The organism is Hirschia maritima DSM 19733 (assembly GCF_000378345.1).
GTDB classification, from domain to species: Bacteria; Pseudomonadota; Alphaproteobacteria; order Caulobacterales; family Hyphomonadaceae; genus Hirschia; species Hirschia maritima.
The window spans coordinates 84,211-98,115 of record NZ_KB899548.1; the positions used below are offsets into that span (position 1 = coordinate 84,211).

A 13,905-nucleotide genomic window follows, 5' to 3' on the forward strand; every position below is an offset into this window, starting at 1 on the left:
CAATGCGGTGTTTTTGCTTAAAGGGTGGTTAATAGAATTCTTAACTAGGCAAAAATTTCAGTGTTCACTTCGACATAGGTGTTTTTTTGATAAAACTATTTCGTGGGTGAAATAGTTTTGTTTCGTATGTTTATTAAATTTATTTCGCATATAAACAAAAAATACTTGACGTTGACGTAAGGGTAAGGTGTATTCATGATCAAAAGCCAACAATAAAAGTGGTATTTTATCGGGAGAAAAATCATGCGTTCTTACAGTATTGGTGAGCTGGCGAAAGAGTTCGAAGTTACTCCGCGGGCACTTCGTTTTTATGAAGATAAAGATCTTTTGCATCCTACAAGAAATGGCATGCATCGCGTTTATTCCTACAAAGACCGTGGGCGTTTACAGCTTATCCTGCAAGGTAAAAATATCGGATTTTCTTTAGCCGAAATTCGAGAGTTGTTAGATGTATATAACCTCGAAGGTCCTCGCGTTCAGATGGAACGTATGTTAGAGAGATATCAGGCTCAGGTTGTGAAATTGGAAAAGCAACGTAGCGATATTGATGGTGCTTTGGCGCAAATAAAAGATCACATGAAAGTTATCGATGATCATTTGGCAAAACCTAGCCAAGAAACATTGAGACAAGAGCGTGATAGAATTTTCAATTCGTCCAATTCAGCGCCTAAAGCTGCTGAATAGTCAGTCAAAATAGTAGATTAACCAGAAATTTTTTTCTAATACAGGTGACCCAATATGCCTCGTTATGATGCCCCCGTGCGCGACATGCGCTTTATTCTAAATGAAGTTTTGGATATTAATTCATACAATAATTTGTCAGGATTTTCAGAGCTATCTGAAGATTTGGTAGATGCCATTTTGAATGAAGGTGCAAAGTTTGCCAAAGAGGTTCTTCACCCGCTTAACATGGTAGGTGATCAGCAAGGTGTAGTTCGTCATTCAGATGGAAGTGTGAAGACGCCTGATGGATTCCCAGAAGCATATAAAGCTATGGCAGAAGGTGGGTGGACAGGGTTGTCTGCAGACACCGAATTTGGCGGACAGGGCCTTCCTCACGTATTGGATTCTGCCATTAGTGAGATGATGTCATCCGCCAACATGGCTTTTGCAATGTACCCGGGGCTAACTCACGGAGCTTACTCAGCAATTTTGGCTGGAGCTTCTCAGGAGCAAAAAGAAACTTACGTTCCTAAAATGGTATCCGGCGAGTGGGCAGGAACAATGAACCTGACAGAACCACACTGTGGTACTGATCTTGGTTTGATGAAAACCAAAGCTGTTCCTCAAGCTGATGGAACATATAAAATTTCTGGTCAGAAAATTTGGATTTCTGGTGGAGAGAATGACTTCACCGACAACATCATTCATCTTGTTCTTGCGAAAATAGAAGGTGCGCCTGAAGGTATTAAGGGCGTGTCCTTGTTCATCGTTCCAAAATTCGTTTTGGATGAAGATGGCAATCCAGGTGAACGCAATGCATGTGGCTGTGGTGGTCTTGAAGAGAAGATGGGTATCCACGGAAACGCAACATGTGTAATGAACTATGATGGCGCAACAGGTTACCTTGTTGGTGAACCTAACAAAGGTATGCGCACAATGTTCGTTATGATGAACGCAGCGCGTTTAGGAGTTGGTGTTCAAGGTCTCGCCCAGTCAGAAATATCTTACCAAAACGCCGTAGATTTCGCGAAAGACCGTTTGCAAAGTCGTTCAGTGTCCGGCCCAAAAGCACCTGAAAAGGTAGCTGATCCCGTGATTGTGCACCCAGACGTGCGCCGTATGTTGATGGATCAGAAAGCTTTCAATGAGGGCGCTCGTGCATTCTCATTGTGGACGTCTTTGTACAACGATCTTGAGCACCGCGCTGAAGATGAAAAAACACGCGAAAAAGCGTCAGATTACATGGGGCTCCTAACACCTGTTGTGAAAGCCTTCCTTACAGACAAAGGTCTAAAGGGATGTATCGACGCGATGCAAATTCACGGTGGCTCAGGCTTCACAAAAGAGTGGGGCATGGAGCAATTTGTTCGCGATTGTCGTATCGCCCTGATTTATGAAGGCACGAATGGTGTTCAGGCGCTTGATCTTGTCGGTCGTAAATTGCCGTCTAAAGGCGGACGCGCAATTATGACATTCAATGCGGAAATGGATGCATTTATCGCAGAGAATGACACTGAAGAAATGAAGCTATTTATTGACGCTTTGAAAATAACTAAAGGTCAGCTTCAGGAAGCGACTATGTGGTTGATGCAGAATGGTATGACAAACCCAGATAATGCTGCCGCAGCTTCTCACGATTTCTTGCACATTTTTGGTTACACAACATTTGCATACATGTGGGCACGCATGGCTAAGGTTGCACTTGCCAAGAAAGATTCAGGCGACGACTTTTACACAGAAAAATTGGCTACCGGCCGTTATTTTGTAGAGCGTATGTTGCCTGACGTAGCTGCACATCTTGTAAAAGTTAAAACAGGTGCTGAGCCATTATTCCTTTTGGATGAAGCACAGTTCTAATTGAAGAATAAAATAATAAACGTCTACCGATTTTAGACTTCTAATTCGTGGCGGACCTGCCGCCACACACGGGAGAAAACAAGAATGCATGATGCATATATATTTGATGCGGTGAGAACGCCGCGTGGCAAGGGCAAGAATGGTTCTCTTCATGAGACAACATCTCTTTCTCTAGCAACGCAGGTTCTAGAAGCACTTCGTGACCGTAATAACTTGGACACTTCAAAAGTTGATGATGCTATCCTTGGGTGTGTTGCACCTATTGGTGAGCAAGGATCTGATATTGCACGTATCGCGGTGATGAATGCTGGATATGACCAAAAGGTTGCTGGTGTACAAATCGACCGTTTCTGTGCATCTGGCCTAGAAGCTTGTAACATGGCCGCTGCAAAGGTTATGACAGGTGAAGCTGAAATGGCCATTGGTGGTGGTGTTGAAGCCATGTCACGTGTCCCTATGGGATCAAATGGTGGTGCTTGGCCGGTGGATCCTACTTCTGCCATCAACACGCGTTTCGTACCACAAGGTGTATCCGCAGATATCATTGCAACGAAGCACGGCTTCTCTCGTGATGACTGTGACGCATATGCTGTTGAAAGTCAGAAACGTGCAGCAAAATCATGGGAAGAGGGACGTTTCTCCAAGTCTATTATTCCAGTAAAAGACCAAATGGGCGGCATCTTGCTTGATCACGATGAGCACATGCGTCCAAGCGCAGACATGCAAGCATTAGCTGGATTGAACCCAAGTTTCCAAATGATGGGTGAGATGGGCTTTGATGCAGTTGCACTAACTCGTTATCCAGAAATTGAAAAAATGAACCATGTTCACCACGCTGGTAACTCTTCCGGTATTGTGGATGGTGCAGCTGGTGTTCTAATTGGTAACAAAGAAATGGGTGAGCGCCTGGGTCTAAAACCACGTGCGCGCATTAAAGGTTTCTGTTCTGTCGGTTCTGAGCCAACAATTATGCTGACTGGTCCTGTAGATGTGACTGAAAAGCTTCTTGGTAAGATGAAGATGGACATTAAAGACATCGATCTTATCGAGTTGAATGAAGCATTTGCTGCTGTTGTTCTGCGTATGATGCAGCACTTTGACATTCCACACGACAAAATGAATGTGAACGGTGGTGCGATCGCAATGGGCCACCCACTAGGTGCGACTGGTGCGATGATCCTTGGAACAATGGTTGATGAGCTTGAGCGTTCTGACAAAGAAACTGCTCTAGTAACTCTATGTATCGGTGCCGGAATGGGTACTGCTACACTAATTGAACGCGTATAAGGGAGGACACGATATGAACCTTACACAATTCTCCTTTGAAGTAGGCGATAACGGCGTAGCTCTAGCTAAATTTGATGCACCAGAGCGTTCCATGAACACACTTACAAAAGCTGCAAATGAAGATATTGCAGCTATTGTAAAAGAAGTAATTGAAAACGAAGCTATTAAAGGTTTGGTTTTCACTTCGGGTAAGAAATCCGGTTTCTGTGCCGGAGCAGATCTTGGTGAAATGACAGGTCTTTTGGCGTTGGCACAAAAGGCTGAAACTCCTGCTGAAAAAGAAGAGGTCTTCAACCTCGCATTCGGCATCAACAAGCTTTTCCGTGAAATGGAAACATGCGGTAAGCCGGTTGCTATTGCAATCAATGGTCTTGCCATGGGTGGTGGATTGGAGCTTGCACTAGCTTGTCACTACCGCATTGTTGCAGATGATCAGCCAAAGCTTCGTCTTGCGCTTCCTGAAGGTAAAATCGGTCTTCTACCTGGTGGTGGTGGTACACAGCGTCTGCCTCGTTTGATGGGTATTCAAGCCGCTGCTCCATACCTATTACAAGGTAAGGGAATGAAAGCTCAAGAAGCAGTGGCAATGGGAGTATGTCACGCGACTGCACCAACTGCTGAGCTTGTTGAAAAAGCAACTGAATGGGTGCTTGCTAACCCGAATGCAAAAGCGCCATGGGACCAAGATAAATTCAGAGTTCCTGGTGGAGTGCCAAACCAGCACCCGGGTGCGACTCAAGTATTGATGATGGGTAATGCCATGATCGTGAAAGAGACACACGGTAACTACCCAGCACAAAAGAACATTCTTTCTTGTGTGTATGAAGGGCTTCAGCTTCCGCTTGATTTAGGTCTAAAGGTTGAAAGTCGCTATTTCGCAAAAACGGTAGCAACACCTGAAGCGCAGGGCATGGTACGCACATTGTTCCAATCTCTGCAGGATCTTTCTAAAGGTGCATCACGTCCTGAAGGTGTCCCAAAGTACGAAATCAACAAAGTTGGTGTCGTGGGTGCTGGATTGATGGGGGCTGGTATTGCTTATGTACAAGCTGCTGCGGGTATTCCGACAGTTCTTGTAGACGTAAGCCAAGAGTCAGCTGATCGCGGTAAGGATTATTCTAAGCGCATCGTCGATAAAGCTGTTAAGCGCGGTAAGATGACACAAGAAAAAGCAGATGCTCTTCTTGGATTGATTACACCTACAACAGATTATGATCAGCTCAATGGTTCTGACTTGATTATCGAAGCGGTATTCGAGAACCCGGAATTGAAAGCTGAAATCACAAAGAAATGTGAAGCTCAAATAGCTGATACAGCTGTAATGGGGTCAAACACTTCTACGCTTCCAATCACAGGTCTTGCTGAAGCTTCTGATCGTCCAGACAATTTCATCGGTATCCACTTCTTCTCTCCAGTTGAGAAAATGGGTCTTGTTGAAATCATTATGGGAGAGAAGACGTCTCAAGAGACACTCGCTAAGGCGATGGACTATGTGTTGAAGATTAGAAAAACACCTATCGCTGTAAATGACTTCCGTGGTTTCTATACATCACGCTGTTTCAGTACATACACGCATGAAGGTATTACAATGTTAAGCGAGGGTATTGCACCTGCTATCATTGAAAACCTCGGTCGTCAGTCTGGAATGCCAATGGGGCCATTGGAAGTTTCTGATAGTGTTGGTCTTGATACTGGTCTGAAGATTGGTCGCCAAATGGCTGCCGCTGAAGGTGTTGATTATGAGGCAGACCCTCTTGGCGCGCTAACAGCATGGATCGTTGAAGAAAAAGGCCGTGTTGGTCGTAAAGCTGGTCAAGGTTATTACGATTACAACGAAAAAGGTAAGCCGTCAGAAATTTGGAAAGGTTTGTCTGAGCGTATCGAAGTGAAAACAACTGAGGTTTCACTTGAAGAACGTGAAGAGCTTATCAAGCGTCTTCTTATTCGTCAGGGTATCGAAGTGGCTCGCTGTTTCGAAGAAGGCGTGATCACAGATGCGCGTGATGGTGATGTTGGTTCTATCCTCGCTTGGGGCTTTGCGCCTTACACAGGTGGAACAGTTTCATACATCGATCTGAAATGGGGTGTTGCCGCATTTGTTGCTGAAGCAGACCGTTTGGCAGATGCTTATGGTGAGCGTTTCCGCCCGGGTGCCATGCTTCGTGAAATGGCTGAAAAGGGTGAGACATTCTACCAAAGGTTTCCTCCCGCTGGTCACTAGTTAGTTTCCAGCATCCCCGCATACTCTTCTCAGAGTATCAAAGAGCCGAGTGGTCCTGTTGGATCACTCGGTTTTTTTGTTTCTGAGTTTAATGCGACAATGCGCCAGTTTTTCATTGGGTGATATGTGTGGTTTAATCCACAATTAAACAAGGGATATTGTTTAATTAGATCCAAATTGCAGAACTGGAGGGTGTATCATGAGTGTATTTTTAACCCTAACCGAAGGCGCTGAATCAATGGCGGAAGCCACTGTATTCGCTTGCCGATTAAGCAAGAGATTGGATACAAAAATTGTGGGCGTCTCAGCAATGCCTGATCCTGCTGGATCGCTGCTTATGACGGGGGCTGGTGTTGGGCTGTACATGCCAAGCAGCTCTCAAGTTATTCGAGGTGTTGCTGATGCGCAAAAACAGACAAGAGAAAAGCTGGAAGCAGAGTTTAATACAGTCTGTAATGATGAGAGTATAAATTCAGACAAAGCAGAAGTGCGTCATATTGAGGGATTGCCTGAGCAGGAATTTGGAGCTGCTGCGATTTTATCTGCCGCCTTAGTTTTTCCGCATGATTGTGGGCGGGCAAGTGGTCCGTATGGTTCTGCATTTGAGTATACGCTCATGTCTAGGCGTCAGCCAGTTATCATAGCTGGCACTAACAAAGACCCAGATCTTTCAACAGTTGTCATAGCATGGGATGGAAGCCCTGAAGCAGCCAGAGCAATAGCATTGCATGAGAGAGTAATTTGTAGTGCGGATCGCGTGATCATTGCTCAAAACTCAGAGCGAATTGACCCTCAAGACCAAAACGGTCCAGAGGATACGAGCGTGGTTCGTCAATGGCTTGAAGTCCGGAATATTCCAACAACGGTTAGAGAGTTTTCGGGTGGAATTGCAGACGGGTTATTGAAGCTCGCTGAGGAAGAAAATGCGGGAATTTTGGTAGCAGGTGCATTTGGACATTCTCGCGTCGAAGAAATGATATTTGGTGGAGTGAGCCGAACTCTATTGCGAGCAGACCACGGGCCAGCACTCGCAATAGCTCACTGAACGATTTCATTGAGGATTAGGTTCTCAATACACAAATCTGAAATACATCTTAGGAGAATTTCCATGGCACTAAACCGCATCATTTTGCGTCTCGCTAGAAATCCCGGATTTCCAGATGGAGACATGCACCAGGGATACACAATTATCGCTCCATTAAATGGAGAGAACCACTTGGATATCGAAGAGTGGAGAGAAAAGAAAACTGATTGTACAGTTCTTCGTTTTCACCCGGATGATGCAGAAAAAGCAGACGGCCTTCTAACTCACCGCGGCTCTCACTGGTTCTTTCACTATGATGAGGAAAGCGAAGGGCCCGATGAAGCGGCGCATAGATTGGGAGACCATGTGTTTATCCAAGGAGAGTATATGTCCGTGCGCCACCATGCGGAGGAAGCGTTGACTTACATTATTTCGGAAGTTTCTCCCGTTTAGCTGGGGATGGAACCTTAAGTGAAAGCTAAATTGTTTTTAAGGTTCCAGCCTCTTCACTTTCAGTACATGCGAGCTGACTATCATTTTGCGGCTATTCGATTCTCGGGTGGTCGCAATGAATTTTGGCTTTGAGTTACCTGAATGCGCAGGTCTTTAACGAATAAAGCTGAGATTTTTCAATAATCATTTGCCCAATGCCGGGAGATGGTTAATACATTGGCTGTGCTTTTAATGGGGCGGGCTAAGATTGGAAGTTCGGGATTAGTCGATGAGGCGTATGCAATTAAATCGGTCTATCGTATTGGCGGGGATTTTACCGCTAGTTTTGTCAGTGTCGTCATGTGATCTCTTGGATAATTCCAAGAATAAAGACGAAACACCTGAAGCTGCCGAGCCAACTGCTGAAGCGCCTCAATATGTTATTCCCGAAACAATTGTTTTAGAAACTCCAGCTGCGCCCTCAAGTGTGGAATTGGATACATCTAGTTGGGCAATTAAACCTCCTTTTTACGCTGCGGGTCAGGAACCATTTTGGCGGTTGGAGCTAAATGATGGGTGGTTTATTTTCCAACGTTTGGGGCTTCCAGAAATTGAAGCTCAAATAAGTGCTCCAAATCGTGTTGATGGCGTAGATGAGTTTGATCTTGATGGAGTGAAAATTTCTATCAAAGCAGGGGCTTGCCCTAATGCGCAAGCCAATGAGCCTGTGCGAGGTTCGATTACGCTTGTGCATGATGAAGTGAGTTATCAAGGATGTGTCTACAGAGGTGCGACGCAAGATGGTGAAGCCGCCGAAGCTGTTGAAACCTCTTCATCTTCAAAGTGGACTAATGAAATCGGTATCTATGCGATAGAAGTTGATGAATGTTTGAAGGCTTTAGATGGTATTCAAGCGGGTGCTTCTGCACGATCGTATGTGTCTGCAATGAATGCGCAAAATGATGGGAAGACCGCATTTGTGCTTAGAACACGCAAAGGAAATGACTATCTTTGTCTTGCGCTGACTGCTGGCGGTGTTGAATCTATTGAACCTCTAGCAAATTCAAAACGCGAGGATTGGATGAATGTGTCGGGTCGCTTCATGCGCGTTGAAAGCGGACCGCCACCGAGAGCCTGTCTGGATGCCGAAGCAGTGATGGTTGATGGGCATCTTACAGGGTATCTACTGCCTAGAAACTGTCGTCCGTAGGCGCGTCGGTTCTATCTGGTTTTGAATTCGAAGCCCAATTCATTTGAGATTCGGTCAAAGATTACGACCACGACTTAAACCCTATAGTGGATTTTCTTGCACTGGCAGCTTCATCGGCAGCTTTTTTAGCTTTTGCAGCTCTTTCCTCAGCTTCAGCTTTTTCTTTTTGTAAGCGTGCTATTCTTTCGTGGTCATCAGCGCGTTGGCGAATATCATCGGGCACACCAGGAATAAGAGTTCCGATGTTTCCAGCGATTGTCAGTCCTGTAGCTGTGACTTTGTTTTTAAAGGAAAAGCCGATGCTAGGCGGGGTTTCTTGAACCGGTTCAATAATTGGTTCAGGTGATGTCTCAATAGCGGGCTCTTCAACGGGTAAAGAAGGTAGAGCGGGTTCTTCTGCAATTGCGGCGGCTTCAGCAACGGGTGGAAGAACTTCCTCGTCTAAAGAGGGTAATGGCGGCGTTTCTTCAATCGCAGTTTCTAATTCTTGCTCGGCAGCAGCCAACTCCGCAGTTCTTTTGGCAAAAGGTTGGAAATGCATCTCTGATGAAGATTCGATAGGCGCTTCAATAGGGAGCTCTAAACCTTCCAAAGAAGCAGGTGGGACCAGTTCTTCCTCAATTTCCATGGCTGTGTCTTCAGGAAAATCCGGTGCACTCATAGGCGGAGGAGGAGGTGGTAAAACTTCCTCTGTATCTAACTTTAAATCGTTGGATGGGCTCGGACCATCCGTTTGAGGCGGTTCATCAAATGCCGTTTCCAATTCCGGTGTTGAAGGAATTGGGGGAATTTCCAAAGAGTTATCGAGCGCCTCAGGTATTTCAATCTCTTCATTGAACGGTTCGATGTCTGAAGGAGTTGGCGCTTCAGAGACTAAATCGGATACTTCTTCATCTGAAGCTTTTGGTAGGGTGGCCGATGCTGCAGCTGCGGCTGCAGCGGCCATGCTTCCAGCAGCGAACCCACCAATAGCGGGAGTATCAACTACATGAGTTTTAAATTCCGGAACTTCTTCTTCTGCCGACTCTTCGAGTTCTTGTGATGTTTCTTCGACTGCTGAGTCCATTGCCAGTTCTTGCGGTGCTTCAGGAAGTTCTGGCACCGGCTCCGGCGGAAGTTCAGCAGATAGCAATGCTTCTGCGTCGAAGTCTGTTAATTCTGGTTCTGTGATTGTTTCAATAGAAAGATTTTCAGGTTCCACTTGTTCAACTGTTTCCTCAACAGAGGAAGTTTCTTCGGCGAGATGATCTAACTCATCGCCTGAAACGGGGGTTGAGCCATTTATTTCGGCAACCATTTTTACGACTGCTGCACTCATCCCAGCTTCGGTTGCTGGATCAGAATTTGTTTTGATCGAACTTTCCGTTTGTTCTTCGGAAACAGAAGGAGATGCATCAGTGTGAGGTTGGCCTGGGAAAGCTGGGCCAGATTTTTTGATTGGCGTTGTGCTTGCTTCAACTGCGTCTAGGATTGAAGCGATAGCTTGCTCAGTTCCCTTTGCGAATCTATTGGCTTCACCTGCTAGTTCAGTGACGATGGAAGCAAAGGTGCGACCAGTTGAATCTTGAGCACTTTCGAGTACTTCAGTCGTGACATCCTCTAGCAATCGGCCATTTACATGAGACAGCTTCACAGTTGCTGGTGAACCAGTTAGTTCGACTACATAGCCTTCAGTCTCGAGAATGACGCCCTCAGGCTCACGTTCTTTCCAATCGATCGTACCTTTTTGGGTGCGTTCAAGGAGTTTCTCGATGAGTTTTTGTGTCGAGATGTGAAGCATGGTTAGGTTATTCTCTTAAATAGTGTGCTTTTAGACTGATATAAGCCCGTTAGGCGTATGCTGAAAGACGTTAAGTGTTCTATTTTGGCCGAAAGCTGAAATATTCTCAGTATTTGGACGATAATTGTTATGCATAAATAAGGCCAAATGGCCCTGGAAGTGTGTTTAGTTTTTTTGATTATGAATGAATAGGAGACTGAGAGAGTTTTCTCAACAAGTTATTTGATAACCATTTTACCACCGGAATGCTTACCGCATCTCCGATGATTTGGAGGGCGGGTGTTTCTTTCTCTGGTAAAAGATAGTCTTCTGTTAGCCCCATTAGCCGCCCGGCTTCTTTTGTGTTTAATGTTCGCAGCCTTGCTTGGCCGTTATGCGTCACCATCAACAATTGCTTGGATGACCCGCCAGCAGGTGTACGCAAGCAACCGGCTAACCCATCATACCGGATTTCAGCACGCTGAACCTTTGCGCCATCTTCCAAGCGGATCCGTCGATAGACCGCTCCAGCGCGCCATTTTTTTTCTTTCAATGCTGCCTCAAATTTTGTCCGGTGAAGAGGGGACATTTGACCTATCAGTTTTTGTGTAGCTTCATCTGAGCGCCATTGGTTTTCCGGGACTTTACGATCTAAAATATCTTCTAGGTTAGCATTGCGTGCAGAAGGTTCGGGTAAATTCCACCACACCCATGCCATGCGACTAGATGGGTCTAGGCGTCCTACTACTTTTTGCAAATTGGGTGGGTGAAATACTGGATTTGGATTTGCGACTTCTAATTCTTTTGGGATTTTCCCTTTGTGAGCAATAATAAACAAGCGCTGCCGGGATTGCGGGCTGAAAAGAGCAGCGTCGAGCACCATAGCACCCACGCGATATCCAGCATCTGCGAGCGTTTCGGTTACAGCGATAAAGTCACGGCCTCGTCGTGATGAAATCAGACCAGAAACATTTTCTAACGCTAAAGTATCTGGTGCGCGTTCATCATCTGCCATTGCCTCAATAAGACGCCAAAAACCCCAAAAGGCACTTGAGCGAGGTGCGTTCAGTCCTTTGCGTGCACCAGCTATGGAAATATCCTGACAGGGGAAGGAGGCCCAAGCCAATTCCGCATTGGGAATGTTCTCTGGGTTCAATTCCCAGACATCACCTGAATTAAACTTGGTAGTTCCAAAATTACGTTGGTAGGTTTGAGCTTTCAACTGGTTGTTGTCATTTGCAAAAACGCATTGAAAATCATCGTCCAACCCAATGTTGGCGAAGCCGCCACCGGCGAAAAATTCCAGCATGCGCGGGAGTTCTGATTTTCGGAGCGAATCAAATAATTCCATTTCGTCAGAATGTCTGAATTTTGAAACTCACAAAAGCTTTATTGTTCTTTGTCGCTGATGTCTTTAACCTATTGTGATGGAAAATTTTGAAACAATTATTCGATTTATAAGTTTCTTGGGAGCATTCACTCTATTTGGACTGCTTGAATTTTTCTATCCGGATAGAAAACGTCAGTTGCCTAGATTCAAGCGGTGGACGGGAAGTTTTGGATTGCTTGTCGTTAGCGGCGTTTTGGCGAAGCTTGTTTTACCTGCTGGTTTAGCGGCCATTGCAGTTTGGGCTACTCAAAATGAATTTGGTTTATTTAATTCAGTTCTGGCTTTGCCATTTCTAGTGCAGTTTTTTTTGAGCGTAATTTTGTTGGATTTAGCAATATGGGCCCAACATGTAGCTAGTCATAATATACCATTTTTATGGAAACTACATCGTGTGCATCATTCTGATCCAGAAGTAGATGTTACAACGGCGTTTCGGTTTCACCCCCTAGAAATTATTCTTTCGCTTGGGTGGAAGGTTGTCATTGTCTGTATGTTGGGCGCACCTGTTTTAGCTGTGTTTTGGTTTCAAGTCCTGTTAAATGCAGGCGCTCAGTTCAATCATGCTAATATCAAGCTCCCGAAATGGCTCGATAGTATTGTTCGTATTTTTGTCGTAACGCCCGCAATGCATCGTGTGCATCATTCCGTTAGAAAAGAAGAATGTAATTCCAATTATGGTTTCTTTCTTTCTATGTGGGATCGGATGTTCAATACCTACAAAAGAGATTTCATTGATCCTGCATCAGTCCATATCGGATATACGCGGTTTGGTGAGGTGAATAATCAACGGTTGGATAAATTGCTGCTGCAGCCATTGAAAAAATAACTTCTCTAGAATGCTCTGTTGGAAGGAATAAAGCTAAGGCCAGCCAGGAGGGCGTTTTTTCGAACTTCTTCCGGCAATTCCGTCATGGTGTTTGTATAATTGGTCGGAAGTGAATACAGCCGCGCAAATCGAGCATCAGTGTCTGTTTGGCAGGATAGCATATTTTCAAATAACCCAGATGCAGGAATACAATTTCCAAGAATTTCTTGAGAAACCTCACTCAACCTCGATCTTCCTATTGTCTCTCCAAAGGGGCCTTTGAAGATGGGATTGATAGCTGTAGCACTACCTACCCAATCGCCGGTTTCATCAGGAGATATAAGCATGACGAGATCGCCACCATCATATACCTCATAGGATTCAGAATTTCCGTCTTCATTTTCTTGGATTACAGACCTGACATCATAACCGTCAAAAGCCTGTTTTATCGCCCACATATCAAAAGGCGTTTGGCCTGCTAGCCCAGCAACTCCCGCACTTGATATCGTAGCCGCCGGGGCTGAGTTTACAGCAAATTGCGATTGGGAAGGAATGGATGTTCTTTGAGATGCTTTAAGTTTGGATTTTTGGATATCCTGAATGAATTGTTTTACACCTTCTTCGTCTGTGGAAAGATCAGAACGAAAAAACTCTATGGTCAGATCTGGTCCAATTAGTAGATAGGTAGGGGTCCATTCAACTGCGAATTTCTTGCGTATTTCAGCTTCCAGATCCAAAGCAACTGGATATTCTTCAAATTCTTTGTCTTTGAAGAATTTTGATAACGAACCATATTTGCCAAAAGGCTTGGATAAAACTTGATCTTTGGGAGCTGTATGGAAAGATACGAAATTGAGATCTGGATCTTGTTCAATAGCGGTTTTTAGAGCGTTGGCATATTTGGCATCATGAAGGCTATCGTGACAATACAATCCCCAAAAATTTAGCACCGTCCATTTGCCCATTAGATCGTTTTGCGAAAATGGTGTGCCGTCACTATATTCTGTATTAAATTCGGGCGCTTTTTGTCCAAGTAGAGCGTGAGATCGTGGGCGACCATAATCGTCAAATGTAACTTCTATGGGCTCAGAGATTGCTGGCGCGTCGTCTTTTGCATCGCTTATGAGTTCCGTAGGAGTGTGAGCAGCAGGCGCACTTGCTTCTTCTTCGTAACAGCCACTCGTACAGATTCCTGTGAGCGCGAGAGAGAGTATAATTTTTTTGGAAATCATTTTTGAATATCTATTGAGTTCATAT

11 protein-coding genes are annotated in these 13,905 nt (G+C 45.0%); 8 read left to right on the plus strand and 3 right to left on the minus strand.

The genetic code is table 11. The features are described from left to right. Nucleotides 1–243: 243 nt before the first annotated feature. The 7 genes from F551_RS16755 (at nucleotide 244) to F551_RS0113650 (ending at nucleotide 8,694) form a co-directional block, all read left to right on the plus strand. Nucleotides 244–684, plus strand: coding sequence for a MerR family transcriptional regulator (locus F551_RS16755; RefSeq protein ID WP_018998072.1), 441 nt, complete (start codon nucleotides 244–246; stop codon nucleotides 682–684). A 54-nt stretch (nucleotides 685–738) separates the two neighbouring features. After that, nucleotides 739–2,520 carry an acyl-CoA dehydrogenase C-terminal domain-containing protein gene (locus F551_RS0113625; RefSeq protein ID WP_018998073.1) on the plus strand — a complete coding sequence of 594 codons (1,782 nt, stop codon included), beginning with the start codon at nucleotides 739–741 and terminating at the stop codon, nucleotides 2,518–2,520. 84 nt (nucleotides 2,521–2,604) lie between these two features. Further along, nucleotides 2,605–3,807 (plus strand): acetyl-CoA C-acetyltransferase, encoded by a 1,203-nt coding sequence (locus F551_RS0113630; protein WP_018998074.1) that lies wholly within the window; start codon nucleotides 2,605–2,607, stop codon nucleotides 3,805–3,807. A gap of 13 nt (nucleotides 3,808–3,820) precedes the next feature. Beyond that, the gene (locus F551_RS0113635) at nucleotides 3,821–6,028 is read left to right on the plus strand and encodes a 3-hydroxyacyl-CoA dehydrogenase NAD-binding domain-containing protein (protein WP_018998075.1); all 2,208 of its coding nucleotides are present in this window, start codon (nucleotides 3,821–3,823) and stop codon (nucleotides 6,026–6,028) included. Between the two features lie 199 nt (nucleotides 6,029–6,227). Beyond that, nucleotides 6,228–7,073, plus strand: coding sequence for a universal stress protein (locus tag F551_RS0113640; protein ID WP_018998076.1), 846 nt, complete (start codon nucleotides 6,228–6,230; stop codon nucleotides 7,071–7,073). A gap of 63 nt (nucleotides 7,074–7,136) precedes the next feature. Further along, the gene (locus F551_RS0113645) at nucleotides 7,137–7,505 is read left to right on the plus strand and encodes a hypothetical protein (protein ID WP_018998077.1); all 369 of its coding nucleotides are present in this window, start codon (nucleotides 7,137–7,139) and stop codon (nucleotides 7,503–7,505) included. A 268-nt stretch (nucleotides 7,506–7,773) separates the two neighbouring features. Then, nucleotides 7,774–8,694: a hypothetical protein gene (locus F551_RS0113650; RefSeq protein ID WP_018998078.1), complete on the plus strand. Its 921-nt coding sequence runs from the start codon at nucleotides 7,774–7,776 to the stop codon at nucleotides 8,692–8,694. Nucleotides 8,695–8,755: 61 nt separating this feature from the next. Here the strand turns inward: F551_RS0113650 and F551_RS0113655 are convergent, their stop codons facing one another. Further along, complete coding sequence (locus tag F551_RS0113655) at nucleotides 8,756–10,474, minus strand: hypothetical protein (RefSeq protein ID WP_018998079.1); 1,719 nt, start codon at nucleotides 10,472–10,474, stop codon at nucleotides 8,756–8,758. A gap of 178 nt (nucleotides 10,475–10,652) precedes the next feature. Then, nucleotides 10,653–11,762 carry a DNA cytosine methyltransferase gene (locus F551_RS0113660; protein ID WP_233355258.1) on the minus strand — a complete coding sequence of 370 codons (1,110 nt, stop codon included), beginning with the start codon at nucleotides 11,760–11,762 and terminating at the stop codon, nucleotides 10,653–10,655. 217 nt (nucleotides 11,763–11,979) lie between these two features. Between F551_RS0113660 and F551_RS0113665 the strand changes: the two genes are divergently transcribed. After that, entirely contained in the window at nucleotides 11,980–12,669 is a 690-nt protein-coding gene (locus tag F551_RS0113665; RefSeq protein ID WP_233355259.1) for a sterol desaturase family protein, read from the plus strand. A gap of 5 nt (nucleotides 12,670–12,674) precedes the next feature. Here the strand turns inward: F551_RS0113665 and F551_RS0113670 are convergent, their stop codons facing one another. After that, nucleotides 12,675–13,880: a DUF1131 family protein gene (locus tag F551_RS0113670; protein WP_018998082.1), complete on the minus strand. Its 1,206-nt coding sequence runs from the start codon at nucleotides 13,878–13,880 to the stop codon at nucleotides 12,675–12,677. Between the last annotated feature and the right edge of the window lie 25 nt (nucleotides 13,881–13,905).

What these genes read in the sequence shown, in the direction of transcription:
- F551_RS16755 (WP_018998072.1), top strand. Translation starts at nt 244, where the DNA reads ATGCGTTCTTACAGTATTGGTGAGCTGGCGAAAGAGTTCGAAGTTACT.
- F551_RS0113625 (WP_018998073.1), top strand. Translation starts at nt 739, where the DNA reads ATGCCTCGTTATGATGCCCCCGTGCGCGACATGCGCTTTATTCTAAAT.
- F551_RS0113630 (WP_018998074.1), top strand. Translation starts at nt 2,605, where the DNA reads ATGCATGATGCATATATATTTGATGCGGTGAGAACGCCGCGTGGCAAG.
- F551_RS0113635 (WP_018998075.1), top strand. Translation starts at nt 3,821, where the DNA reads ATGAACCTTACACAATTCTCCTTTGAAGTAGGCGATAACGGCGTAGCT.
- F551_RS0113640 (WP_018998076.1), top strand. Translation starts at nt 6,228, where the DNA reads ATGAGTGTATTTTTAACCCTAACCGAAGGCGCTGAATCAATGGCGGAA.
- F551_RS0113645 (WP_018998077.1), top strand. Translation starts at nt 7,137, where the DNA reads ATGGCACTAAACCGCATCATTTTGCGTCTCGCTAGAAATCCCGGATTT.
- F551_RS0113650 (WP_018998078.1), top strand. Translation starts at nt 7,774, where the DNA reads ATGAGGCGTATGCAATTAAATCGGTCTATCGTATTGGCGGGGATTTTA.
- F551_RS0113655 (WP_018998079.1), bottom strand. Translation starts at nt 10,474, where the DNA reads ATGCTTCACATCTCGACACAAAAACTCATCGAGAAACTCCTTGAACGC.
- F551_RS0113660 (WP_233355258.1), bottom strand. Translation starts at nt 11,762, where the DNA reads ATGCTGGAATTTTTCGCCGGTGGCGGCTTCGCCAACATTGGGTTGGAC.
- F551_RS0113670 (WP_018998082.1), bottom strand. Translation starts at nt 13,880, where the DNA reads ATGATTTCCAAAAAAATTATACTCTCTCTCGCGCTCACAGGAATCTGT.